Source organism: Bradyrhizobium sp. USDA 4516 (genome assembly GCF_054055915.1).
In genome coordinates, this window is the sequence record NZ_JBSRXT010000001.1 from 1,006,488 (window position 1) to 1,030,221 (window position 23,734).

The window sequence follows — 23,734 nt, forward strand, 5'->3', positions numbered from 1 at the left end:
CATATCAGTGGCTGACGAGACAATCTCCCGCCAGGGGTCACGAGGGGCGCAGGGGCCGCAGGGCCGTCAGGGCGAGCCGGGTCGGCCCGGTCCGCAAGGACATCCGGGGCGGCCGGGGCCGGAAGGTGCGCGCGGCAAGCCGGGTCCGCAGGGCAAGCCCGGACTGGTCGGGAAGGCGGGGCCCCAGGGCAAGCCGGGAGCGCAAGGCAAGGCGGGCGTGCAGGGTCCGCGCGGCGAAGCTGGCCCACAGGGACCGCAGGGACCGGCCGGCCCGCGCGGTGAAGCCGGCCCGCCCGGACAATTGCCGTCGATCGAACAGGTGATGCCGTGGCTGCACATGATCTTCGACGCCTGGGAAGACTACAAGCGCACCAAGGAGCGTGAAGCCGCCGAGTTCGCCGAGCGCGATGCCGCCGAGCGCGCGGCAGCGGAGGCGATCGCGCTTGACGTCGACGCCATCGACTTTGCGGAAGATGACGACGAGGACGACGATCACAAGAAAAAGAAGAAGCACCGCAAGAAGGACAAGAAGTAATCCTTCCTGTCCTCGCGCGGCGACACGGCCAGCTCTGTCCGTGTCGCCCCGATGCCTACTGCTCCGCGCCCGGATTGGCCGGAGGATCGGAGGGGCGAGCGAGGTGCATGAGCTGGAAGACCCAGCGCATGGCGTAATACCAGGCAACGCCCGCGAGCGCCCCGCAGGCCGACAGGATGATGACGTTGGCAAGGTCGATCGTCCCGCTCGACCACAGCATGCCGCAGGTCCAGAGCACGGCGAACGCAATCGAACAGGACGTGAGCAGGGCAGGCTTCATGGCGTCGCTCCGGGATCGGGTGAACGACACCGATGCCCGGACGCGCGGCGCCGCACCGTGACCTGCGTCACGGTACGCCCCGCCCTCAGCCAAACCGCAGGCGCGAACGCTCCCTCGCCTTCTCCGCCTCCACCTCGCGATCGCGCGCCGGTGCCGTGGTCTGCAACGAGATCAGGAGCCTGCGCGCGGCATTCGAGACCTCGGTCACGGCGAGGTTGAAGGCGGCCTCATTGGACTGCGACGGCTTGTTGAAGCCGGACAGTTTGCGCACGAACTGCAGCGCCGAGGCGTGAATCTCGTCCTCGGTGGCGGGCGGCTCGAAGTTGAACAGCGTCTTGATATTACGGCACATGTCGGTCTCCCTCGCCCGCGGCAACGGGGCGGCTCTCTCAAGGACGATCGGCTGCTGCAAAATACGACATCGTGGTCTATTCTGGCAGTGTCATCGTCCACGGTGGAGCGAGGTTCCGGATGAGCCACGTGATCTACAAGGTCGTCCAGCACGACGGCGGCTGGGCCTATACCGTCAACGGGGTGTTCTCGGAACCATTTCCTACCCACGCCGCGGCACTCGCCGCTGCCCGACGCGCCGCCAACGAGCAGCGCGTCCCCGGCCGCACCGAGGCGATCCAGTACGAGACGTCGGACGGCAAATGGTTGACCGAAACCGCATCCGGCAACGACCGCCCGGAGACCGAGGTCGAGGACGGCCGCTAGATCACCTCGTCGCCTTCAGAACGGAACCTGGACGCCAAGCCGGTCGAAGAACGCCCGCCCCCGGTCGGTGATCCGCAATGCGCGCGGAATCCGATGCGGCGCAACGCCGCGCATCTCGATCAGCCGCGCCAGCACGGCATTGGCAAACGGACCGGCGAGATGCGGCACGCGCTCGGTCCAGTCGTTGCAGAGCCGCAGATGCGGCTGCCGCGCCGGATCGAAATCGATTGCCTCGGCCCGGCACCAGGCCAACCCCTGCTCGGTCACCCGACCATCGCGGCCGTCGATCACGACCAGGCGGCGGCGGATCAGCGCATTCGACAACAGCACGCCGAGCTGACCCGCAAGGTGGTGGTAGCAGGTGCGCGATTGCCTGAGCTGCTCGGCCGGCATCGCACGCCGCCGCCCGACGGTGGCCTTGGCCGCAAGATCGACGAGGTTCTCGATCAGCGCCGCGACGTCGTCGTCCCTGATCCGGTAATATCTGAACCTGCCCTGTGCCCACACCGACAGCACGCGGGCGTCGACGAGCTTCTGCAAATGCGCGCTGGCGCCCTGCGGCGAAATGCCGGCAGCCGCAGCAAGCTCGCCCGCCGGCAGCGCCTTGCCGTCGGCCAGCGCACTGACCATCGCCTCGCGGACCGGATCGCCCAGTGCCTCGGCGATCCGCGAAAATCCTGTCTGCAAGGCCTCGGATGATCCCACCGCATCGTCCTCCGGATCGCGCCGAAACGTCCTACCCGCATGCGCCGTGCCGCGCAGCTCATTTCAGGTTTTCCTGAAACGTCGCGGCGGCCTCTTCCGTTCAAATGGGCGGCAGTCGACCAAACACAAGGGAAACGATCATGACAGCCGGCAGCAACGACGCGGAACGCATCTACAGGCTCTGGGATGAAGCGCTCGGCAACAAGGACCTCGAGGCGGCGCTCGCGCTCTACGCAGCCGACGCCTCGATCGAGAGCCAGCTGGTCCAGCATTTGATGCAGACCAACGACGGGATCGTCCGCGGCCGCGACGCGCTCCGCGAGTTCATCACGCGCGTGTTCCGTACCAACCCGCCGCAACGGCGGCGCTTCAAGCAGGGTTTCTTCAGCGACGGCCGCCTTCTCACCTGGGAGTATCCGCGGCAGTCTCCGGACGGCGATCAGATGGATCTGGTCGAGGTCATGGAGATCGATGACGGCCTGATCCAGCGTCACCGCGTCTATTGGGGATGGTATGCGCTGAACGTGCTGAAGGCGAGTTAACCGGACACTTCTGCGTCAGGGGCGCGGCGCCGCTATCGGACGACGCCTTCCGTCATGCTAGGCTTGCACGCAAGCGGCTGGACAAATGCGCAGCGCGTGGGAAGAAGCATAATGATCCGTTGGTGCGCGGCCTTTGTGGCCGCTGTTGTTGTCTCGATGTCGGTACCGGCCATGGCTGCAGACTATCCCACGCCGCAGGATGGCGAGTGGATCGCAAAGGACTTCAAGTTTCACAGCGGCGAGGTGATGCCGGAACTGCGGCTGCACTACACCACGGTCGGCGCGCCCACCGGACAGCCGGTGCTGGTGCTGCACGGCTCCGGCGGCTCGGCGGCCAGCATGCTGACGCCGACCTTTGCCGGCCAGCTGTTCGGCCCCGGCCAGCCGCTCGATGCGGCGAAATACTACATCATCATGCCCGACGGCATCGGCCACGGCAAATCGTCGAAGCCGTCGGACGCGATGCGCACGAGCTTTCCGAAATACGACTACAACGACATGGTGGACGCGCAGTATCGGCTCGTCACCGAAGGGCTCGGCATCAAGCACCTGCGGCTCGTAATCGGCAACTCGATGGGCGGCATGCACACCTGGATCTGGGGCGTGCGCTATCCGCGGATGATGGACGTGCTGGTGCCGATGGCCTCGCAGCCGACAGCGATGGGGGCACGCAACTGGATGCTGCGGCGGACGATGCTGGAAACGATCCGCAACGATCCCGACTACAATGGCGGCAACTACACCAGCCAGCCGCGGATGATGAAATACGCCGTCGCCGCCTATCGCTTCGCCAGTGCCGGCGGCACGCTCGGCTACCAGACGCTGGCGCCGACCGCGGCGCAGGCCGACAAGCTGGTCGACGACCAGCTGGCGCTGCCGGTCACATCAGATGCCAACGACTACATCTATCAATGGGAGGCCTCGCACGACTACGATCCCTCCGCCGGACTAGAGAAGATCGAGGCCACCCTGTGTGCCATCAATGCCGCCGACGATGAACGCAACCCGCCGGAGACCGGCGTCACTGAAGCTGCAGTGAAGCGGATCAAGAACGGCAGGGTTGATCTGATCCTGGCAAGCAGCGAGACACGCGGCCATCTCACCACCGGCGATGCGAAGTTCTATGCCAGGCAATTGCAGGAACTGTTGCAGACGGCGCCGACGATGTAGCGATCGAGGCCCGGGCAATGTCCACTGATCGCTTCCGCCGCATTGCGCTGAGCCTGCCCGAGGTCGTTGAAGGCGCGCATCACGGCACAACCGATTTCCGCGTCGGCAAGCGCATCTTCGCAACCCTCGGCTATCCCGACCAGGATTGGGGCATGGTGAAGCTGACACCTGAGCAGCAGGCGATGGTGATCGAGGCCGAGCCCGAGATCTTCCGGCCGGTGCCGGGCGGCTGGGGCAAGAGCGGCAGCACCAATGTCCGCCTCGCGAAAGCGGATCAGATCACGCTGCGCAGCGTGCTCGAAATGGCGCGTGACAATATCGCGGTGAAAGCCGCGAAGAAGGCGCGCACGAAGCAACCAACCTGAGCGCAACCATCCCGCACTGCATCAAGCAAGACACGCGGATTCGCTGATTCTTTGAGCATGCATCCCGCGCGCGGTTCGTGCCTAATCGCGCAAACCCCGGATTCGCGTGACGCTATGCGCGGGTCACGTAGAAGTTTTCGCCGGAGGAAGGTAATGCGAAGGCTCACGCATGTCGCGGTGCTTGCGTGGCTCGCCATGATGGTGGGCGCTGCACTGGCGTTCGACAACGGCCAATACGACAACGTGCCGCCCGATATCCGCGCCTGGTTCAAGAGCGTGATCGCGCCGAATGGCGTGCCGTGCTGCGACATCTCCGACGGCCATCGCACCAGCTACGACGTTCGGGGCGGCGCCTATTGGGTGCCGATCGAGGGCGAGTGGATGATGGTGCCGGAGCGCGCCGTGATCCGCGATCGCGGCAACCCGGTCGGCGAGGCCGTGGTGTGGTACGTGCACCACCGCGGCAGCATCATCATCAGCTGCTTCGTTCCGGCGGATGCGGTCTGAGCGGCGCCCGCCGCCTGCGCGGGAAGCCTGCGCGCGAGGTCGCGTCAATTTGAAACAGTTACTCCCTATTAACCTTACTTTTTAACCAATAATTAAGGATGAGTTTGCGGGCGCCATGAGGCGCGGCCTAGCGTCTGCAGAAATGCTCCGTAACCGCGAGTTGGTGCGTGCCATGGCTCTTCGAAGAATGGCGTATCGAACAACTGGGGCGCTGATGGCGTCCCTTGGCATTGCAGCGCTGCTGCTTGCTTCCCCGACCGAGACCTATGCGAGATCCGGATCCGCAGCGCGCGGCACGTTCTCCTCGCATCATCCAGCTTTCCGCCATCATGTGCGGGTGCCCGGCATCGTGTTGCCGGACGCGGGCGGATATTATGATGGCGCGGCGAGCGTTCCTTTCGCCGCCGAGGTCCCGGCGCCGGTCTCGAGCGACGTCCGCTACACCTACACGCAGGACGTGCCGTGGGATTGGGCGCACCGCTATCCGCCGGCCGTGGTGCCGTCGGATCGGCCCTATGTGTCGAGCTGCCCCACCGAGAGCGTCACAGTGCCCGGCCGCGGCGGCGACCGCACCATCAACATCACGCGGTGCTACTGACGAATAGCTCGTTTACAAAAACAAAAGAGGCCGCCCGCAAGGCCGGCCTCTCGTATTTTGGCAGACGCTCGGCGCGCGGCTGACAGCCGGTCAGGAATCCTCGCCCTTCAGATGACCGACGTGCTTCTGGGTGTAGAGCTCAAGGCCGATGCGCTTGATCAGGTCGAGCTGGGTCTCGAGGAAGTCGATGTGCTCTTCCTCGTCCTTCATCAGCTGCTCGAACAGGTCGCGGCTGACATAGTCCTTGACGCCATGGCAGTAGGTCGCCGCCTCCTGGTAGAGCGTGCGCGCGCCGATCTCGGCGGCGAGGTCACATTCGATGATCTCCTTGACGTCCTGGCCGATCTTCAGGGGATCGAGCACCTGCAGGTTCGGGAAGCCGTCGAGGAACAGGATGCGATCGACGAATTTGTCGGCGTGCTCCATCTCCTCGATGGACTCCTTGCGCCAGACCTTGGCCATCTCCAGGAGGCCCCAATTGTTGAGCATCCGGTAGTGCAGCCAGTACTGATTGATGGCGGTCAGTTCGCTGCGCAGCCCCTTGTTCAGATAATCGATGACCTTCGGGTCGCCTTGCATGATCCACTCCACCTGTCGCGGCCAACCTTGGCCGGCGCTAAACTTAGAACGCTTCTAAATCAGATTATCGGCAAGAGCAACTCTTCGCAGAAGCAGCGCGTGGATAACCGGATTCGAAGGATTAGCGCAGCGTCTTCCAGCGAAACGGAAGCCGGTTCGCCGTCAGGAAGCGCGTCGAAACGAGAAGCGTTAGCAGGCCGCGAGCGCGAATTCGGCCGGCTCGGCGTCCTCGTTGGCGGCGTGCGGGTGGCCGCTGTGGGGGCAGCCGGAGCAGCAGGCCTTGGCGCAGGGACCGAGCGCCTCGTCGATGATCGCCTTGATGGTGCGCGCGCAGCGGCCGCATTCGGCACTGCAGCCGAGGCAGCCGTACACCTGCTTGGCATTTCGAGTCACGGACCCACCGCCATTGACGGCATTGCGGACATCGTGGTCGCTAAGGACGTTACAGGAACAGACAATCATCGGAGAAAGGCGGGGTCCAACGGTGATGCTTGGCAATATGGATATTGCCGGCTCCCGCGTGATGCAAAAGGAAAAAGCGGTTTTTGTAGCAATTCCAAACTGATGCGGGATTCATATTGGAATGAGTCTAAATCGGTCGGAGGTCAGGAATCCGACACCCGCCGAGTGGCTGACGGGCCAAAAACCGCTTCCTTCGCTGCCGGCCCCCACCAGCGCACGCCTCGCCGCGGCGCTATCGGGCTTGTGCGTTGCAAGATACGCCAAAAGCTGCAAGCATTTGGTAGCGAATGCGGCGGCGTCGTTCATTGATCGTTCAAGCTGAATATGGAACCCTCCAGTGAGACAGATCGCCAACGCACGCTGTCCCGCTGCCGCGAGAAAGGTGAGGCCATGAAGAAGACATTGCTGGCGCTTTGCGCCGTTGCCGCTGTGGCGGCTTCGACTGTGGCGGTGCCCGCCCCCGCCCAGGCACAACGTGGTGTCGCCGCCGGCGTCGCTGCGGGATTGATCGGTGGCGCCATCGTCGGGGGCGCGATCGCTTCGCAGAACCGCTATTACGGTCCCGGCTATGGCTACTACGCGCCTGGCCCGGCCTATGTCGCCGAACCCGGTTACGGCCCCGACTGCTTCTGGCAGCGCCAGCGCTTCTGGGACGGCTACACTTGGCGCGTCCGTAGCGTCCGCGTTTGCGATTGATCGCCGTTCATCTCGATTAAATCGAACCAAATGTCCCGGAAACCGACTGTTTCTCCGGGACATCTGCTGCAGATGGCCAGAAAAAACCGCTTTTCTGCGCGATCAGCCTGCGGACGTTTACTTTCGGTTGACTGTTCTGCGCTGTTTAGCAAGACAGCAGTTCGAGATCAGCGTGCGAGTCACCTCAACCCGGCGCCGAACCACGACGCCACCACCTTCCAGGAGAGCCAAAGACATGAAGAAGACTTTAGCTGCCCTTGTCGCCGTTACCACGATTGCCGGTTCGCTGGCCGTTGCTCCGGCTGCCAAGGCTGGTGACGGCGGCGCCGTCGCAGCCGGAGTTGCCGGCGGCCTGATCGGCGGCGCCCTGCTGGGCGGCGCGATCGCAGGCGCTCGCCCCGCGCCGGTCTATGTCGCACCGGCGCCGGTTTACGTCGAAGAGGCCCCGTGCCGCATGGTTCGTGAGCGCTTCTGGGACGGCTACGGCTGGCGCTTCCGTCGCATCCAGGTTTGCGACTGATCGACCGACACGTTTTCAGCATCACATTCGAAAACCCGGCCTCGCGGCCGGGTTTTTGCTTTTACGCCAACAGGCGGCCTTGCGAGCCAACCCGATCAGCGCTGCCCGTTCATCGCGCGCAGCACCGCCTCGCTCGGCCAGCAATCAACCTTCAGCCCGGCCTGCTTCTGATAGGCGCCGAGCGCCGCGCGGGTCTGCATCCCGGCCTTGCCGTCGAGCTTGTCCTTGTAGAGACCGATCTTCGTCAGCTGCTGCTGCATCGCCTCGACATCGGCGGAGCGCAGCTGCTTCGACGCCGACCATGGCGTCGCGAATGGCTGCGGGCTCGTCATGCGGTCGGCGAGGTGGCCGACGAACAGCACGTAGAGATCGGAGAAATTGTATTCCTTGATCACGAAGTAGTTCGGCGTGGTCAGGAAGGCCGGACCGTAGCTGCCTTCCGGCTGCAGCAGCGACGCCGATTGCGCCTGCTCGGCGGCGCTGAGCTTCTGCCCGCGCACCGGCACGAAGCCGGCGCGCAGCCACTGGCTGATCGGCTTCGTCACTTCAGGCACGCCCATCGTGCAGTCGGCATTGGCCGGCGCCTGCACCTCATAGGCCCAGCGCACGCCGGGCTGCCAACCCTTGTTGACCAGCTGCTGCGCGGCGGAGGCGAGCGCGTCCGGCACCGAATGCCAGATGTCGACGCGGCCGTCGCCGTCGAGATCGACGCCGTGCTTGTAATATTCCGACGGCAGAAACTGGGTGTAGCCGGTCGCTCCCGCCCACGATGAGCGCATCTCCTTGCGCGTCACCGCGCCCTCGCCGAGGATCTTCAGCGCCAGGATGAACTCGGTGCGGTACTGATCCTTGCGACGGCCGACATAGGCCTGCGTCGCCACCACGCGCAGCGTGTCGTAGGGCAGCGAATAGCGCCCGTAATCGGTCTCGCGGCCCCAGATCGCCAGCACGACGGTGGCCGGGACGCCGAACCGCTTCTCGATCGCATCAAGCGAGGAGCGATACTTCTGCAACAGCCGCTGCCCCTCAGCGGCGAGCCGCGCGATCGAGGCTTCCCTGATGTAATCGGCCGGCACCTGCACGAACTCGGCCTGCGCCGGTGCGCCGGTCTTTGGACGTCCGGGCAGGATCAGGTCGGGCAGCTTGTAGTCGGGCTCGAGCGAGCGCGTCTCGCGATCGAAGGTCTCGCGCGACACGCCGGCGGCCTTGGCCTCCGGCCACAGCGAGGCGATGAACTGGGTGAACGCAGCATCGGCGGCGCGCGCGGGTGAGACGACGGATGCGAGCAGGAGCCCGAGGGCAAGCGCGCGGAGGAATGTCAAATCCAACAACCTGTTCACGCAGCGGTCCAATGGGCGCGGCATCAGGCCAACGCCCGCGATATCAGTGTCGTGAGCCTTACCACGACACCGGATTGCTGTGAACCTTGGCGGCCGCGCTCAATGCGCGGCCTGCTTGGCGCCCTCGATCGAGTCGTTCGACAGCTTGTCGACGATGGCGATGCCGATGGCCGACAGGATGAAGACGCAGTGGATGATGGTCTGCCACATCACGCCGGTCTCGGTGTAGTTGCCCTTGCCTGACGACAGCGCGCCGGCCTCGATGAAGGTGCGCAGCAAATGGATCGAGGAGATGCCGATGATGGCCATCGCCAGCTTGATCTTCAGCACGCTGGCATTGACGTGGCTCAGCCATTCCGGCTCGTCCGGATGGCCCTGCAGATTGAGGCGCGAGACGAAGGTCTCGTAGCCGCCAACGATCACCATCACCAACAGGTTCGAGATCATGACGACGTCGATCAGGCCGAGAACGGCCAGCATGATCTGCTGCTCGCTGAAATCGAAGGCATGGGCGAACAGGTGCCATAGTTCCTTGAGGAACAGCACGACATAGACGCCCTGGGCGATGATCAGGCCGACATAGAGTGGCAATTGCAGCCAGCGCGATCCGAAGATCAGCATGGGAACGGGACGCAGCGACCGGCCCTTCGCGGGGGCGCGCGCCTCAGAAAGTGCGGACATGGTGGAGTGCTCGCAGGATTGAAAATTGCGGAGCGCTCTATCTACGCAATCCCGCGCGCTTGAAAAGCGACAACTGGCCGCACATTGCGCCGCGATGCCGTCACGATCCTGCCAACGAAGAACGGTCGAGCGCGGCGAGATGCCGCGTTCGACCGTTCATACTGGTCAGCGCGTCAGCTTCTTGTACTTCACGCGATGCGGAATGATGCTGTCCTGGCCGAGCCGGCGCATTTTGTCCTTTTCGTAATCCTGGAAGTTGCCCTCGAACCATTCGACATGGCTGTCGCCCTCGAAGGCCAGGATGTGGGTCGCGATGCGGTCGAGGAACCAGCGGTCATGGCTGATGATGACGGCGCAACCGGCGAAATCCTCGAGCGCCTCTTCCAGCGCGCGCAGCGTGTCGACGTCGAGGTCGTTGGTCGGTTCGTCGAGCAGCAGCACGTTGGCGCCCGACTTCAGCATCTTGGCGAGATGCACGCGATTGCGCTCACCGCCTGACAACGCGCCGACCTTCTTCTGCTGGTCAGCGCCCTTGAAGTTGAACGCCGAGCAGTAGCCGCGCGAATTGACTTCCTTCTTTCCGAGCAGGATCAGCTCGTTGCCCCCGGAGATCTCCTCCCACACCGTCTTGTTGCCCTCGAGCGCGTCGCGCGACTGGTCGACATAGCCGAGATGCACGGTCTCGCCGACCGTGATGGTGCCCTTGTCCGGCGTCTCCTGCTCGGTGATCATCTTGAACAGCGTGGTCTTGCCGGCGCCGTTGGCACCGATCACGCCGACGATGCCGCCGGGCGGCAGCTTGAAGGTGAGATCGTCGATCAGCAGGCGATCGCCAAATCCCTTGCTGAGACCTTCGAAGTCGACGACGTTGGCGCCGAGCCGCTCGGCGACCGGAATGATGATCTGCGCGGTCTGGGTCTGCTTCTCGCTCGCCTTCTTGAGCAGATCCTCATAGCGCTGGTAGCGCGCCTTCGACTTGGCCTGGCGCGCCTTCGGCGAGGACGCCACCCATTCCTGCTCGCGGGCCAGCGTCTTCTGGTGCGCGGCGTCCTCGCGGCCTTCCTGCTCGAGTCGCTTCTGCTTCTGCACCAGCCAGGACGAGTAATTGCCCTCGTACGGGATGCCGCGGCCGCGGTCGAGTTCGAGGATCCAGCCCGTGACGTTGTCGAGGAAGTAGCGGTCGTGGGTCACGATCAGGATCGCGCCGGGATAGTTGCGCAGATGGCCTTCCAGCCACGACACCGATTCGGCGTCGAGATGGTTGGTCGGCTCGTCCAGCAGCAGCAATTCCGGCTGGTCGAGCAGCAGGCGGCACAGCGCCACGCGGCGGCGTTCACCGCCGGACAGTTTTGTGACATCGGCATCGTCGGGCGGGCAGCGCAGCGCGTCCATCGCCTGGTCGACCTTGCTGTCGAGATCCCACAGGCCCTGGGCCTCGATCTCGTCCTGCAGCTTGGTCATCTCGTCGGCGGTCTCGTCCGAATAGTTGACCGCAAGCTCGTTGTAGCGGTCGAGGATCGCCTTCTGCTTGGCGACGCCCTGCATGACGTTCTCACGAACGTTGAGTGCCGGATCGAGGTGCGGCTCCTGCTCGAGATAGCCGACGCGGGCGCCCTCGGCGACCCAGGCCTCGCCGTTATACTCCTTGTCGAGGCCGGCCATGATCTTGAGCAGCGTCGACTTGCCCGAGCCGTTGACGCCGAGCACGCCGATCTTGGCGTCCGGGTAGAAGCTCAGATGGATGTTATCGAGCACCTTGCGGGTCGGGTACGCCTTGGTCAGACCCTGCATGAAATAGATGAACTGGCGAGCCATCCGCTGTCCCTGGAATTGATCCGATTTGTGGAAATTTTGCTGCCGCCGATGTAACGGCCGGCCCCCGAAAGCGCAACCGCGGGACCTCTGTTTTCCGTCCGTTCACCACGTTTCGCGGCTTCACCACGGATGATTACGGGCTCGACGTCATGTGTGCGCCGAATCACGACAATTGAAACCATCTTTTAATAAATCAGGCCAAAACTCGTTCTCAACGTCGAAAAACGGCGATTTTCGCGGCAGAACCGCGGCCAAAACAGTTGAGGCCACGTCATGGCTACCATCATTTCAGCACCCCTTCCGCGCCCGACGACCAAAGGCGAGGCGACGCTGTTCGCCGAATTCCGCGCCTTTTGGCGCGCCTTCGTCGCCAAGGCTTTCAATCCCTACCGGCCGGAACTGCACTATATGCGCGGCCCGGGTCCGGCCTGCCGTGCCAAGCAGATGGCGCTGTCGCCGGCGGTCCGCTCGATGCTCGCCGATATCCGCGCCACGAAGAAGCCGTCGCCGCGCGTGTGACAATCGCCGCTTTTTGAAACCGCGGCCGCTTGCGCGCCTGCCGATTGCGCGCGACCATGACGGGTATCCCGACGGTTGATCTCCCGCCGTCGTCCTCACCCTGAATGGACCTCCCCGATGACGCGGCTCCGCTGTGCAATCCTCGACGACTATTTTGACATCGCGCTTTCGGTGGCCGACTGGCCGAAGGTCAAGGACCGGGTCGACGTCACCGTGTTCGACAAGCCGTTCGCGAGCGAGGCGGAAGCGGCGACGAAGCTGAAGGATTTCGAGATCATCTGCGCGATGCGCGAGCGCACCCCGTTCCCGAAGAGCCTGCTCGACGCGCTGCCCAGGCTGCAGCTCCTGATCACGTCAGGCATGCGCAACGCGGCGATCGACATGGAGGCCGCCAAGAACCGCAAGGTGGTGTTGTGCGGCACCCAATATAGCCGCGATCCCACCGCGCCGCTGACCATGGGCCTGATCCTGGAACTGACGCGCGGCATCGGCCGCGAGAATGCGCGCATGCACGCCGGCGAGGCCTGGCAGACCTTTGCCGGTACCGAGATCGAGGGCAAGACGCTCGGCATCATCGGCCTCGGCAAGCTCGGCAGCAAGGTCGCCGGCATGGCCAAGGTGTTCGGCATGAACGTCATCGCCTGGAGTCCCAATCTGACGCCCGAGAAGTGCAAGGAGGCCGGCGTCGGCTATGCCAGCAAGGACGAGCTGTTCGCGACATCAGACATCATCACCATCCATGTCGTGCTGAGCCCGCGCTCGCGCGGACTGGTCGGCGCCGCCGATCTCGCCCGCATGAAGCCATCGGCCTATCTCGTCAACACCGCGCGCGGGCCGATCGTCGATGAGGACGCCCTGTTCGCGGCGCTGCGCGACAAGACGATCGCCGGCGCCGGCATCGACGTGTTCTCGGTCGAGCCGCTGCCGTCGGATCATCCGCTGCGCAAGCTCGACAACGTCGTGATCACGCCGCATCTCGGCTATGCGACGCGCGAGAGCTTGCAGGCGCACTATCAGCAGATGGTCGAGTGCATCGATGCCTTCACCAAGGGCAACGAGTCGCCGCGGCGCCTGGCCTGACAGCAGCATACACTGCGGCTAGCCGAGCCAGCGGAACGCGCGTTCGAGCTCGGCGCGGCCGTCCCGGTCGTACCAGCGCCCGTGGGCGAGAATGATCCGCTCCGGATCCCATTCGATCATGCGGGCGACGGCGGCCTTCATCGCGTCCCTGTCCTGCAGGAAGGTCGAGCGCAGATCGGTTGGCGTGCTGCCGTCGGGATCGCGCACGCCGCCGAGCCAGACCAGGAACCGCATCAACGGCGAGCGGACTCGTCCGGCCTCAAAATTCTCGATCAGGTCCGTCAGCAGCAATGTCCGCGACGGCAGATGGAAGAACACGACCTCCGTCATGTAGCTGCCTGCCACCGGCAGCGTCGCGATCCACTCATCCCAGGGATAGCCGGATGATCGTTCCAGTGGCTCGCCTTCGAAGGTCAGCCGATTGTCCGCCTGTTGCTTGATCCCGGGCGCAAGGAAGATGCGCGCGTCGGGATAGGCAGCATTCCATTGCGGAATCCACCAGTAATGCAGACGGTTCGGACCGATGATCCAGCGCGGTACGCCCAGCTCAACGATTGCGGCCTTGAGCTCGGCCAGCAATGGTGTCGGCGAGTGAATGAACAGCCGCCCACCCGGCAGACGAACGATCGTCGCGCGCGTTGGAAACGGCATCTTGAACCAGCGCGGATCGAACCGGATGATCGGTCCATCGATCATCCATACGTCATCGGCGACAGGCTTTGGCGCATTCAGCGGCGGATAGGTCTCGCAGACGTCCTGCATCGCATTGCTTCCCAAGCTGCAACGTCGAAATGCGCGGCTTGTTGCAACAAAAAAAGGCGCGCTGTTCGCGCGCCTTTTTCAATGATGAACTTGCCGGTTGGCCTAGCGCACCGTCACCGGTGCGGGCAGCGGCTGCACCGTGGTCGGCTGCGTGCCGGGCAGCGGCGCGGCCGCCTGAGCCTGGGCCGCAGAGGGAGCCATCGGGTTCGCGGGCGCGGCAGAAGCCGTCGCCGTTCCCGGCGGCGGACCACCGGGCAGCACAACCACGCGGGTGCCGACCTTGGCACGCTCGAACAGGTCGGAGACGTCCTCGTTCAGCATGCCGATGCAGCCCGACGAGACGAACTTGCCGATGGTCGACGGCTGGTTGGTGCCGTGAATACGGTACACGGTCGAGCCGAGATACATCGCGCGGGCGCCGAGCGGGTTGCCGGGTCCGCCGGCCATGAAGCGCGGCAGATAGGGCTGACGCTCGATCATCTCGGTCGGCGGATGCCAATCCGGCCACTCGGCCTTACGGGTGATCTTCTGCACGCCGGTCCAGGTGAAGCCGTCGCGGCCGACACGGACGCCGTAACGGATCGCCCGGCCGTTGCCCAGGATGTAATAGAGGTAGGTGTTCGACGTATCGACAACGATCGTGCCTGCCGGCTCCTTGGTCGCGAACGACACTTCCTGGCGACGCAGTTTCGGCGGCAGTTGCGCCGGGGCGTCTTCTGGCTGCTCGTCCGGCGGCAGCGCCGCGATCTGCACCGGCTTGCCGTTGGCATCAACCGGCGCCTGCTGCTGCGGCACGGCTCCGGTAACGCCCTCGGGCGGACGCATGCCGCCGCGGTCGTCGCCGTAGGAAACACCGGCGGCCGGAACGCCATTGTCGCGATTGGCTTGTTGCGCACCCACACGATCGCCGTAGATCACCGGCGGCGGCCCCATCGGACGGCCATAGCGGGGATCATCGGGCGACATCACCGGCCCAGTCGGCGCGCCACGGTCGGAATAGACCGGAGGAGCATTCATCGGGCGGCCATAGCGCGGATCGTCCGGCGACATCACTGGGCCGGTCGGCGCGCCACGATCGGAATAGGCGGGCGCATTCGCCGGACGGCCATAGCGCGGGTCGTTCGGCGACAGCACCGGGCCGGGCGGCGGCAATGCAGCCGAATCCTGCCCGTCATCGTCATTGAGTGCGTCGAAATCCGGCATGCTGCCCTGGGGGTAGGGCTGGGGCGCCGTCGAATAGGCGGTGCCTTGGGGCGCCGGATAACCCTGCTGCGCATGCGCAAGCGAGGTTCCTGCCACGCCGAGAGCCGCGGCAGCGCAAATCGTCAGAATGCGGTTGATCATCATTGCTCTGTTATAGTCCCCAAGCCACACCGGACTGTTAACGGCCCAATGCAGGAAGATAGCGGCGCATTCAAGACAAATCCGCGAAACCCGGGCTATTCCGGGCCTTTTGTGATTTCGCGTCAACGCTGCGGCAAAGATGTCTCACGGGTCGGGAATGTTTGTCCACGTGGCCAAAGTCATCAATCACCCGCATTTTGTAACAAACAGTCCCGGGACGTTGCGATATCTTCGAATCGGCCTGATTCGCGCTCGCGACGCCGGCTTTCTTGTGTGGTCACCGCGTTCCCTCGACATCGAAGACCCTCCCGCAGAAGGGGGAACCCGCGCCCATGCTCCCCGGCCTTCGTTTTCTGTTCGCCGCGATCGTGCTGGCGACTTCGCTTCTGGTGTTCGGGTTAGGGGCAGCCGCGCTGTTTCGCGCGGCGCATGAAGAGTTCGCCAGCATTCCGGCCCGCCGGGCGCCGCCGCCCGAGCCGCAATTCGCGCAGCAGCCCGAGACCCCGCCGGTGCTTGCCATGGTGCGGGTCGATCCGCCCGCCGCCGACAAGGTGACGACCGATACGCCGGCAGCCCCGTCCGAGCCGGCCGCGTCCGAACAACCGGCCGCTCCCGCTGAGATCGCCGCCCCTGCAGCCGAGCCGGAGAAGGTCGCCGCCGTGACGGCGGATGATCCGGTGCCACCCGCTCCGCCGAAGCCGGAGGCCCAAGCCACGGAGACCCCGGCGCCGGCCCAATCCGCCGACACTGCGGCTCAGACTCCGACCGCAGATCCCTCGGCGGCATCGGAGCCGACGCCCGCTGCCGCCGAAGCCGCACCGGCAGCTACGGAGGCCAAGGTCGCCGCCGTCGCCGATCCGCCTACCCCCAGCGAGCCCGCGCTTCCGCCGCCGGCACCCGCAATGGCAGCGCCGGAGCCCGCCCCGCCGCCATCACCCGAGGCGATCGCGGCCGCGACCAAGATCGCAACGCTGGGCGGGCCCGAAGTTGTTGTCGAAGTGCCGGTAGCGCCGAAGGCCGCTGAGGCGAAGAAGCCGGAGCGCAGCGCGGTCAGCAAGCCGGCACATCGCAAGGAGCGGCGGCGGATTGTCCGCGCGCCGCCGGTTCGGCAGGTCGTTCAGCAGCAGCAGCTCGATCCGTTCGGCCAGCCGACCCTGGTGCCGCTCAACCGGCGCTAGCAAGCAGGAACGACCTGTCAGGCCGGCCCCGTTGCGATCGGCGGGCCGCTCGCCTGCCCCCATTCCGACCACGAGCCGTCATAGAGCGCGCTCTCGGTGACGCCGAGCCGGTAGAGCGCAAGCGTCAGCACGCCGGCCGAGACGCCGGACCCGCAGCTCGTGACGATGGGCGCATCGAGCTTCACGCCGGCGCCCGCGAACGACTTGCGCAGGTCATCGAGCGGCTTCATCTCGCCGGTCGCGGCATCGAACAATTGGTTGTAGGGCACGTTGCGGGCGCCTGGGATGTGGCCGGCGCGGATGCCCGGACGCGGCTCCGGCGCGCGGCCTTCGAAGCGGTCGGCGGCGCGCGCATCGATCACCTGCTCGGCACGGCTTTCGACATTGGCGATCATCTGCTCGATGCTGCGCACGCGCTGCGGATCGTAGCTCGCCTTGAAGGTCGCAGGCTTCGGCTTCACCTCGCCGCTCTCGACCGCCCTGCCCTCGGCGCGCCACTTCTTCAAACCGCCGTTGAGAATGCGCACGTTGCGATGGCCATAGGACAGGAACATCCACCAGGCGCGCGGTGCCGCGACCCAGCCGCCGGAATCGTAGATCACCACGGTGTCGGCATTGCCGATGCCAAGCGCACCGATGTCGCGGCCGAACTGCTCGGCGCTCGGAAACATGTGCGGCAGCGGATTGGCATGGTCGGACACCGCGTCGACATCGAAGAACACAGCACCCGGCAGATGCGCGGCGAGATAATCGTCCTTCGGCAATGGCAGCACGCCGGGCAGCTTGAAGGTCGCGTCGAGCACCTTGACGTTGGCATCGCCGAGATGCGCAGCCAGCCATTCGGTCGAAACGAGCGGATCGTCGGTCATCGTCATCTTGCGTGTTTCTCCATCGTCATTGCCGGACTTGATCCGGCAATCCATCTTGCCTTGAAGCGATGGACACGCGGGTCAAGCCCGCGTGTGACATCCTGCCTAGCCCTTCTTCTTCGGCTCCCACGCCTCGATCGGCCCGCCGGCCTCGCGCCAGGCGGCAAAGCCGCCGCCCATATGCGCGACCGGCTTCAGGCCCATGTCCTTTGCGGTCTTGGCGGCGAGCGCCGAGCGCAGGCCGCCGGCGCAGTGGAAGATGAACTTCTTGTCTTCCTGGAAGATCGGCTTGGCATAGGGGCTGTTCGGATCGATCCAGAACTCCAGCATGCCGCGGGTGCAGGAGAACGCGCCGGGGATCTTGCCGTCGCGCTCGATCTCGCGGGGATCGCGGATGTCGACGATGACGACGTCGTTCTTGCCGATCAGCGTGATCGCGTCGGCCGCGCTGATGGTCTCGATCTCGGCATTGGCCTCGTCGATCATCACCTTGATGCCGCGGTGGATGTTCTGGGGCATGGGGCTCTCCCTGGCTTTTCTTGATCGTCATTCTGGGGCGATGCGGCAGCATCGAACCCGGAATGACGATCGAATTTCATCAACTCGAGATTCCGGATCGATCCCATGGACCGTCCGGAATGACGGGATTGGTTACCGCACCAACTCCCGCATCGCGTTCTCCAGACCTTCGATCGTGATCGGATACATGCGTTCGGAGAACAGGCGGCGGATGATGGTGGTCGATTCCGAATAGTCCCAGTGCTTCTGCGCCACCGGATTGAGCCACACCGCGTGCGGATAGGTGCGGATGATTCGATCGAGCCAGACCGAGCCGGCCTCTTCATTGACATGCTCGACCGAGCCGCCGGGAACCATGATCTCGTAAGGCGACATCGAGGCGTCGCCCACGAACACCACCTTGTAGTCGTGCGGATATTTGTGCAGCACGTCCCAGGTCGGCGTGCGATCGGTGAAGCGCCGCTTGTTCTGCTTCCAGACGCCTTCATAGAGGCAGTTGTGGAAGTAGAAATACTCCATGTGCTTGAATTCGCTCTTGGCGGCCGAGAACAGTTCCTCGACCTGCTCGATATGCGAATCCATCGAGCCGCCGATATCGAAGAACACCAGCACCTTGACCGCGTTGCGCCGCTCGGGGCGCATGTGCACGTCGAGATAGCCGTGGTTGGCGGTCTCCTTGATCGTGGTGTCGAGGTCGAGCTCGTCTGGCGCGCCGGTGCGCGCGAACTTGCGCAGCCGCCGCAGCGCCACCTTGATGTTGCGGATGCCGAGCTCGACATTGCCGTCGAGATCCTTGAACTCGCGCTTGTCCCACACCTTCACGGCGCGGTTGTTGCGGTTCTTCTCCTGCCCGATCCGCACGCCCTCGGGATTATAGCCATGGGCGCCGAACGGCGAGGTGCCGGCGGTGCCGATCCACTTGCTGCCGCCCTGGTGGCGGCCCTTCTGTTCCTCGAGCCGCTTCTTCAGGGTCTCCATGAGCTTGTCCCAGCCCATGGCCTCGATCTGCTTCTTCTCTTCCTCGGTGAGATATTTCTCCGCGAGCTTCTTCAGCCACTCCTCGGGGATCTCCGCCTTGCCCATGGCGTCGAGCAGGCTCTCGAGCCCCTTGAACACGGTGCCGAACACGCGGTCGAACTTGTCGAGATTGCGTTCGTCCTTCACCAGCGCGGCGCGCGACAAATAGTAGAAGTTCTCGACCGTCTGCTCGGCGAGATCGGCGTCAAGCGCTTCCATCAAGGTCAGATATTCCCGTAGCGTCACGGGGACCTGGGCGTCGCGCAGCGATGTGAAAAACTGCAGGAACATACCCACCTAGATCGCCCGCTGGGCCGGTGGCGTCAAGGGCCCCCGGCCGTGCTTCATCCCGAGATCAGCCATCCACTTTCACCGGGTTACCTCCGCCGCCGTCGGTCCGTGGCGGCGCCCGCGCCATCGCGGCAAGGTCGCGCCACGCCGGCGATCATTCCGCAGAGCGGAAAGATGATGCATGACATTCCATGCGGAAGCCCACATCGGTACCGCTGCGCTGCGGAATCCGCGCTAGACCGCCCGGCTTTTTCAATTAGAATTGTACCGGACAAGATATCGGAGAGGACATGCGACCGCTGCGAGAGCGGTCGTTTCGTGTGGGGGCCCGGGCCGCCGACGAACGAAGCAAGGCAAACAGATAGATGAAATTCACGGGTACCAAGGACTACGTCGCCACCGATGACCTCAAGGTCGCCGTCAATGCCGCCATCGTGCTCGAGCGCCCGCTGCTGGTGAAGGGCGAGCCCGGCACAGGCAAGACCGTACTGGCCGAGGAAGTCGCCAAGGCGATCGACGCGCCGCTTTTGACCTGGCACATCAAGTCGACCACCAAGGCGCAGCAGGGCCTCTACGAATACGATGCCGTCTCGCGACTGCGCGACAGCCAGCTCGGCGACGCCCGCGTGTCCGACATCAAGAACTACATCAAGCGCGGCAAGCTGTGGGAGGCCTTCACCAACGAGAAGCGCCCGGTGCTGCTGATCGACGAGATCGACAAGGCCGACATCGAATTCCCCAACGATCTGCTGCTCGAACTCGACCGCATGGAATTCCACGTCTACGAGACCGGCGAGACCATCAAGGCGAAGCTGCGCCCGATCGTGATGATCACGTCGAACAATGAGAAGGAACTGCCGGACGCCTTCCTGCGCCGCTGCTTCTTCCACTACATCAAGTTCCCCGACAACGAGACGATGGGCAAGATCGTCGACGTGCATTTCCCCGGTATCAAGAAGCGCCTGGTGGAAGAGGCGCTGCGGATCTTCTTCGAAGTCCGCGAGGTGCCGGGCCTGAAGAAGAAGCCCTCGACCTCGGAACTGCTCGACTGGCTCAAGCTGCTGTTGAACGAGGACATCACCCCCGAGATGCTGCGCGAGCGCGATCCGCGCAAGCTGATCCCGCCGCTGCATGGCGCGCTGCTCAAGAACGAGCAGGACGTGCATCTGTTCGAGCGGCTCGCTTTCCTCAGCCGCCGCGAAGTCTAGTTCCGATATCGGCAAACGCCGGGGCGATGGCTCCGGCGTTTTGCTTCTGCAGCTCAACAAACAAGCCAACAAGCAAGAAGACCAGGGAAGATGAACGTCCAAACCCAGATCCGGGCCGCCGAGCCCGTCACGACAGAGCACTTCGACGTCCTGATCGCAGGCGCCGGCATCTCCGGCGTCGGCGCCGCCTACCACCTCACCACGCAATGCCCCGGCACCAGCTTCGTGGTGCTGGAGACGCAGAAGACTTTTGGCGGTACCTGGTCCACCCACCGCTATCCCGGCATCCGCTCCGACAGCGACCTGCACACCTTCGGCTATCGCTTCAAGCCGTGGACCAGCGCGCCGATCGCGACCGCGGCCGAGATCCTGAAGTACATGGGCGAGGTGATCGAGGAGAACGACATCGCCCGTCACATCCGCTATCGCCACACCATCACCGCGGCGAAGTGGTCGAACGAAACCAATCTCTGGACCATCGATGCGACGCGCATCGACACCGGCGAGCGGCTGCGCTTCACCACCAACTTCTTCTGGATGTGCCAGGGTTATTATCGCCACGACGCGGGCTATACGCCCGAATGGACCGACATGGCGAAGTTCAAGGGCACCGTCGTGCATCCGCAGACCTGGCCCGACGACCTCGACTACAAGGGCAAGCGCGTGGTCGTGATCGGCTCCGGCGCCACCGCCGCGACCCTGATCCCGGCGATGGCCAAGGATGCCGGCCATGTCACCATGCTGCAGCGTTCGCCGACCTATTTCCGCACCGGCCGCAACGCCATCGAGATCGCCGAGGAGCTGCGCAGGCTGCAGGTCGACGAGCACTGGATCCACGAGATCACCCGCCGCAAGATACTGTTCGAGCAGGACGCCTTCACCAGGCGGACCTTCGCCGAGCCCGAGGGCGCCAAGAAGGACCTGCTGGCGGCGGTCGAAGCCGTCCTCGGCAAGGACTACGACATTGCCACCCACTTCACGCCGAGCTACCGGCCGTGGCGGCAGCGCATCGCCTTCGTGCCGGATGCCGACCTGTTCCACGCCATCAAGGGCGGCAAGGCGTCGGTCGTCACCGACGAGATCGACCGCTTCACCGAGACGGGCATCCTGCTCAAGTCCGGCAAGCAGCTCGAGGCCGACATCATTATCACCGCGACCGGCTTCCACCTCTCCGCCAACGGCGGCATCGACTTCGAGATCGACGGCAAGCCGCTCGACTTCGCCGATACCGTGACCTATCGCGGCATGATGTTCACCGGCGTGCCGAACCTCGTCTGGGTGTTCGGCTATTTCCGCGCCAGCTGGACCTTGCGCGTCGATCTGGTCGGCGACTTCGTCTGCCGCCTGCTGCAGCACATGAAGGCGACCGGCGCGAACAAGGTGACGCCGGAACTGCGCCCCGAAGACCACAACATGCCGCTGCTGCCGTGGATCGATCCGGAGAACTTCAACCCCGGCTACATGATGCGCGGCATGCACCTCTTGCCGAAGCGCGGCGACAAGCCGGAGTGGCAGCACAACCAGGATTACTGGGCCGAGAAGGACGAATTCCCGGCGATCGACCTCAAGGACAAGGCGTTCGTCTACGGCTGAGCTCCTGATATTAGTCCCGTCATCCTGAGGAGCGCGTAGCGCGTCTCGAAGGATGCACGGCCCCACTCGGGCCGTCGTGCTTCGAGACGGCCGCTTCGCGGCCTCCTCAGCATGACGGTGTTAGACACAGCGCGCTGATCAAAAAGCAACATCGCGTACGCCTCTATTCCGTCACGCATACTCCGGCAGCTTCGCAGCCGCCTCGGGTGCCTTGCCGCGGATCATGTCGGAGGCCTTGTCGGCGATCATCAAGGTCGAGGCGTTGAGATTGGCTGAGATCATCCGCGGCATGATCGAGGCGTCGATCACGCGCAGGCCCTCCATGCCATGGACCCGAAGCTGGTCGTCGACCACCGCCCACGGCGCGTCCGCCGGTCCCATCCGGCAGGTGCAGCCGGGATGGAAGGTGGTGGTGCCGCGCTCGGTCGCGGCCGCGAGCAGTTCGTCGTCGCTCGTGACCTTCGGGCCCGGAAAGTCCTCATAGGCGTAATACGGACTGAGCGGCTCGGAGGCGAGCAGCCGGCGCGCCAGCTTCATGCCGGCGACGACGACGCGGCGGTCGATCTCCTCGGCGAGGTAGTTGGTCTGGATGATCGGCGGCGCGAACGGATCGGCGGAGCGGATCCGGACATAGCCGCGGCTCTCCGGCCGCTGCTGCCATGACGCCACCGTCATGCCGGGCTCGTCCTCGAGCTGGCCCTGCACGCCTTCCTTGTAGCTCGCCGGCGTGAAGGTGAGCTGCAGATCGGAGCTCTCGGTGGTCTCGCCGGAATGCCAGAAACAGTAGACCATGGTAGGCGACAGCGACAGCAGGCCGCGCCGCGTCGTCGCCCATTTGATCGCCTCGCCCCACAGGCTGAAGCCGCGGCGAAGCTCGTTGATGGTCCTGATGTTCTTGACCCGCGCCACCGAGCGCGGCGCGTAATGATCCTGCAAACCTTCGCCGACGCCCGGCAGCGCGTGGCGCACCTCGATGCCGTGCGCCTGCAACAGCTCAGGCGCGCCGACGCCGGAGAGCTGCAACAGCTGCGGCGAGTTGTAGGCGCCGCCGGAGAGGATGACCTCCTTGGTGACGCGGATCTCCAGGGGATCGCCGTGCTTGCCGCCGCGGTTGTAGCGCACGCCGACCGCGCGCTTGCCCTCGAAGATGATGCCGGTGACATGCGCATGCGTGCGCACATCGACATTGGGCCGCCGCCGCGCCGGATGCAGGAACGCGGTCGCGGCGCTGACCCGGCGGCCGTTTCGGATGGTGCGCTGGCAGTACGACACGCCTTCCTGTATCTGGCCGTTGTAATCAGGATTGCGCGGAATGCCGAGGCTGACCGCGCCTGCCATGAAGGCCTCGCAGAGTGGATCCTGCCAGTCCATGGTGGTGACGGTGAGGTTGCCGTCGCGGCCGCGATAGGTGTCGTCGCCCTCGCCGATCCGCCTCTCCATGCGCCGGAAATAGGGCAGCACGTCAGGATAGCCCCAGCCGCGATTGCCGAGCTGCGCCCAGGTGTCGAAATCCTGGCGCTGGCCGCGATTATAAATGTGGCCGTTGATCGAGGACGAGCCGCCGAGCGTCTTGCCGCGCGGCGCATAGATGCTGCGCCCGCCGGTGTAGGGACCCACCTCCTGCTGATAGGCCCAGTTCACGCTCTTCATATGGAAGGTCTTGATGAAGCCGGCCGGCAGATGGATGTAGGGATGCCAGTCGCTCGGCCCCGCCTCGAGCACGCACACCTTGGTGCCTGCGTCTTCACTCAAGCGGTTGGTCAGCACGCTCCCGGCGGAGCCTGCGCCGATGATCACATAATCGAACGTTTCCATCGTCTCGTTTCTGGCGCCGACTATCGT

General features: G+C 64.6%; 28 protein-coding genes. 14 read left to right on the forward strand and 14 right to left on the reverse strand.

Features of this window, described 5'->3' with window-relative positions; genetic code table 11:
* Positions 1 to 7: 7 nt before the first annotated feature.
* Entirely contained in the window at positions 8 to 535 is a 528-nt protein-coding gene (locus ACVI1L_RS04745; RefSeq protein ID WP_057019139.1) for a collagen-like domain-containing protein, read from the forward strand.
* Between the two features lie 55 nt (positions 536 to 590).
* Here ACVI1L_RS04745 and ACVI1L_RS04750 read toward each other — a convergent pair whose 3' ends face one another.
* Together ACVI1L_RS04750 and ACVI1L_RS04755 are read right to left on the reverse strand one after the other, a co-directional pair.
* Positions 591 to 815: a hypothetical protein gene (locus tag ACVI1L_RS04750; protein ID WP_028334831.1), complete on the reverse strand. Its 225-nt coding sequence runs from the start codon at positions 813 to 815 to the stop codon at positions 591 to 593.
* Positions 816 to 900: 85 nt separating this feature from the next.
* The gene (locus ACVI1L_RS04755; protein ID WP_057019313.1) at positions 901 to 1,167 is read right to left on the reverse strand and encodes a DUF2277 domain-containing protein; all 267 of its coding nucleotides are present in this window, start codon (positions 1,165 to 1,167) and stop codon (positions 901 to 903) included.
* A 119-nt stretch (positions 1,168 to 1,286) separates the two neighbouring features.
* On the opposite strand from ACVI1L_RS04755, the gene ACVI1L_RS04760 reads away from it, so the two are divergent.
* Complete coding sequence (locus ACVI1L_RS04760; RefSeq protein ID WP_016840968.1) at positions 1,287 to 1,532, forward strand: DUF2188 domain-containing protein; 246 nt, start codon at positions 1,287 to 1,289, stop codon at positions 1,530 to 1,532.
* 15 nt (positions 1,533 to 1,547) lie between these two features.
* Here the strand turns inward: ACVI1L_RS04760 and ACVI1L_RS04765 are convergent, their stop codons facing one another.
* Positions 1,548 to 2,237, reverse strand: coding sequence for an ArsR/SmtB family transcription factor (locus ACVI1L_RS04765; RefSeq protein WP_456782417.1), 690 nt, complete (start codon positions 2,235 to 2,237; stop codon positions 1,548 to 1,550).
* A 140-nt stretch (positions 2,238 to 2,377) separates the two neighbouring features.
* On the opposite strand from ACVI1L_RS04765, the gene ACVI1L_RS04770 reads away from it, so the two are divergent.
* The 5 genes from ACVI1L_RS04770 (at position 2,378) to ACVI1L_RS04790 (ending at position 5,419) form a co-directional block, all read left to right on the forward strand.
* Complete coding sequence (locus tag ACVI1L_RS04770) at positions 2,378 to 2,779, forward strand: nuclear transport factor 2 family protein (RefSeq protein WP_456782418.1); 402 nt, start codon at positions 2,378 to 2,380, stop codon at positions 2,777 to 2,779.
* Positions 2,780 to 2,890: 111 nt separating this feature from the next.
* Positions 2,891 to 3,949: an alpha/beta fold hydrolase gene (locus ACVI1L_RS04775; protein WP_456782419.1), complete on the forward strand. Its 1,059-nt coding sequence runs from the start codon at positions 2,891 to 2,893 to the stop codon at positions 3,947 to 3,949.
* A gap of 17 nt (positions 3,950 to 3,966) precedes the next feature.
* Positions 3,967 to 4,314, forward strand: coding sequence for an MmcQ/YjbR family DNA-binding protein (locus ACVI1L_RS04780; RefSeq protein WP_456782420.1), 348 nt, complete (start codon positions 3,967 to 3,969; stop codon positions 4,312 to 4,314).
* 153 nt (positions 4,315 to 4,467) lie between these two features.
* The gene (locus ACVI1L_RS04785) at positions 4,468 to 4,821 is read left to right on the forward strand and encodes a hypothetical protein (RefSeq protein WP_229193198.1); all 354 of its coding nucleotides are present in this window, start codon (positions 4,468 to 4,470) and stop codon (positions 4,819 to 4,821) included.
* 187 nt (positions 4,822 to 5,008) lie between these two features.
* The gene (locus ACVI1L_RS04790) at positions 5,009 to 5,419 is read left to right on the forward strand and encodes a hypothetical protein (RefSeq protein WP_076830363.1); all 411 of its coding nucleotides are present in this window, start codon (positions 5,009 to 5,011) and stop codon (positions 5,417 to 5,419) included.
* Between the two features lie 90 nt (positions 5,420 to 5,509).
* Here ACVI1L_RS04790 and bfr read toward each other — a convergent pair whose 3' ends face one another.
* Together bfr and ACVI1L_RS04800 are read right to left on the reverse strand one after the other, a co-directional pair.
* On the reverse strand, positions 5,510 to 5,998 hold the full coding sequence (gene bfr, locus ACVI1L_RS04795) for a bacterioferritin (RefSeq protein ID WP_076830360.1): 489 nt from the start codon (positions 5,996 to 5,998) through the stop codon (positions 5,510 to 5,512).
* Positions 5,999 to 6,187: 189 nt separating this feature from the next.
* Positions 6,188 to 6,460: a (2Fe-2S)-binding protein gene (locus ACVI1L_RS04800; protein WP_016843730.1), complete on the reverse strand. Its 273-nt coding sequence runs from the start codon at positions 6,458 to 6,460 to the stop codon at positions 6,188 to 6,190.
* A gap of 390 nt (positions 6,461 to 6,850) precedes the next feature.
* Here ACVI1L_RS04800 and ACVI1L_RS04805 point away from each other — a divergent pair, with 390 nt between their 5' ends.
* Together ACVI1L_RS04805 and ACVI1L_RS04810 are read left to right on the forward strand one after the other, a co-directional pair.
* Positions 6,851 to 7,156: a hypothetical protein gene (locus ACVI1L_RS04805; protein ID WP_016843729.1), complete on the forward strand. Its 306-nt coding sequence runs from the start codon at positions 6,851 to 6,853 to the stop codon at positions 7,154 to 7,156.
* Positions 7,157 to 7,391: 235 nt separating this feature from the next.
* Complete coding sequence (locus ACVI1L_RS04810; protein WP_016843728.1) at positions 7,392 to 7,676, forward strand: hypothetical protein; 285 nt, start codon at positions 7,392 to 7,394, stop codon at positions 7,674 to 7,676.
* Between the two features lie 95 nt (positions 7,677 to 7,771).
* Here ACVI1L_RS04810 and ACVI1L_RS04815 read toward each other — a convergent pair whose 3' ends face one another.
* The 3 genes from ACVI1L_RS04815 to ettA form a co-directional block, all read right to left on the reverse strand.
* Positions 7,772 to 9,016 carry a lytic murein transglycosylase gene (locus ACVI1L_RS04815; RefSeq protein ID WP_371852160.1) on the reverse strand — a complete coding sequence of 415 codons (1,245 nt, stop codon included), beginning with the start codon at positions 9,014 to 9,016 and terminating at the stop codon, positions 7,772 to 7,774.
* A 99-nt stretch (positions 9,017 to 9,115) separates the two neighbouring features.
* Positions 9,116 to 9,697 carry a TIGR00645 family protein gene (locus ACVI1L_RS04820; protein WP_057019130.1) on the reverse strand — a complete coding sequence of 194 codons (582 nt, stop codon included), beginning with the start codon at positions 9,695 to 9,697 and terminating at the stop codon, positions 9,116 to 9,118.
* A 165-nt stretch (positions 9,698 to 9,862) separates the two neighbouring features.
* Positions 9,863 to 11,512 (reverse strand): energy-dependent translational throttle protein EttA, encoded by a 1,650-nt coding sequence (gene ettA, locus ACVI1L_RS04825; RefSeq protein WP_057019129.1) that lies wholly within the window; start codon positions 11,510 to 11,512, stop codon positions 9,863 to 9,865.
* A gap of 273 nt (positions 11,513 to 11,785) precedes the next feature.
* Here ettA and ACVI1L_RS04830 point away from each other — a divergent pair, with 273 nt between their 5' ends.
* Together ACVI1L_RS04830 and ACVI1L_RS04835 are read left to right on the forward strand one after the other, a co-directional pair.
* Entirely contained in the window at positions 11,786 to 12,031 is a 246-nt protein-coding gene (locus tag ACVI1L_RS04830) for a hypothetical protein (RefSeq protein WP_057019128.1), read from the forward strand.
* A gap of 117 nt (positions 12,032 to 12,148) precedes the next feature.
* Positions 12,149 to 13,111: a D-2-hydroxyacid dehydrogenase family protein gene (locus ACVI1L_RS04835; protein WP_456782421.1), complete on the forward strand. Its 963-nt coding sequence runs from the start codon at positions 12,149 to 12,151 to the stop codon at positions 13,109 to 13,111.
* Between the two features lie 18 nt (positions 13,112 to 13,129).
* On the opposite strand, the gene ACVI1L_RS04840 is transcribed toward ACVI1L_RS04835, so the two are convergent.
* The gene (locus ACVI1L_RS04840; protein WP_456782422.1) at positions 13,130 to 13,873 is read right to left on the reverse strand and encodes a DUF4336 domain-containing protein; all 744 of its coding nucleotides are present in this window, start codon (positions 13,871 to 13,873) and stop codon (positions 13,130 to 13,132) included.
* Between the two features lie 102 nt (positions 13,874 to 13,975).
* The gene (locus tag ACVI1L_RS04845) at positions 13,976 to 15,220 is read right to left on the reverse strand and encodes a L,D-transpeptidase (protein WP_253625588.1); all 1,245 of its coding nucleotides are present in this window, start codon (positions 15,218 to 15,220) and stop codon (positions 13,976 to 13,978) included.
* A 329-nt stretch (positions 15,221 to 15,549) separates the two neighbouring features.
* On the opposite strand from ACVI1L_RS04845, the gene ACVI1L_RS04850 reads away from it, so the two are divergent.
* Positions 15,550 to 16,395: a hypothetical protein gene (locus tag ACVI1L_RS04850; protein WP_456782423.1), complete on the forward strand. Its 846-nt coding sequence runs from the start codon at positions 15,550 to 15,552 to the stop codon at positions 16,393 to 16,395.
* Positions 16,396 to 16,412: 17 nt separating this feature from the next.
* On the opposite strand, the gene sseA is transcribed toward ACVI1L_RS04850, so the two are convergent.
* The 3 genes from sseA to ACVI1L_RS04865 all read right to left on the reverse strand — a co-directional run bounded on the left by sseA (position 16,413) and on the right by ACVI1L_RS04865 (position 19,091).
* Positions 16,413 to 17,270 (reverse strand): 3-mercaptopyruvate sulfurtransferase, encoded by an 858-nt coding sequence (sseA, locus tag ACVI1L_RS04855; RefSeq protein ID WP_253607152.1) that lies wholly within the window; start codon positions 17,268 to 17,270, stop codon positions 16,413 to 16,415.
* Positions 17,271 to 17,369: 99 nt separating this feature from the next.
* The gene (locus ACVI1L_RS04860) at positions 17,370 to 17,783 is read right to left on the reverse strand and encodes a rhodanese-like domain-containing protein (RefSeq protein WP_016847778.1); all 414 of its coding nucleotides are present in this window, start codon (positions 17,781 to 17,783) and stop codon (positions 17,370 to 17,372) included.
* A 132-nt stretch (positions 17,784 to 17,915) separates the two neighbouring features.
* Entirely contained in the window at positions 17,916 to 19,091 is a 1,176-nt protein-coding gene (locus ACVI1L_RS04865) for a vWA domain-containing protein (protein WP_016847779.1), read from the reverse strand.
* Between the two features lie 365 nt (positions 19,092 to 19,456).
* Between ACVI1L_RS04865 and ACVI1L_RS04870 the strand changes: the two genes are divergently transcribed.
* The gene (locus tag ACVI1L_RS04870; RefSeq protein ID WP_016847781.1) at positions 19,457 to 20,299 is read left to right on the forward strand and encodes an AAA family ATPase; all 843 of its coding nucleotides are present in this window, start codon (positions 19,457 to 19,459) and stop codon (positions 20,297 to 20,299) included.
* Between the two features lie 90 nt (positions 20,300 to 20,389).
* Entirely contained in the window at positions 20,390 to 21,892 is a 1,503-nt protein-coding gene (locus tag ACVI1L_RS04875) for a flavin-containing monooxygenase (RefSeq protein WP_057019124.1), read from the forward strand.
* Positions 21,893 to 22,063: 171 nt separating this feature from the next.
* Here ACVI1L_RS04875 and ACVI1L_RS04880 read toward each other — a convergent pair whose 3' ends face one another.
* A complete protein-coding gene (locus ACVI1L_RS04880; protein ID WP_057019123.1) occupies positions 22,064 to 23,707 on the reverse strand; it encodes a GMC family oxidoreductase in 1,644 nt (547 codons plus the stop codon).
* Positions 23,708 to 23,734 lie beyond the last annotated feature (27 nt).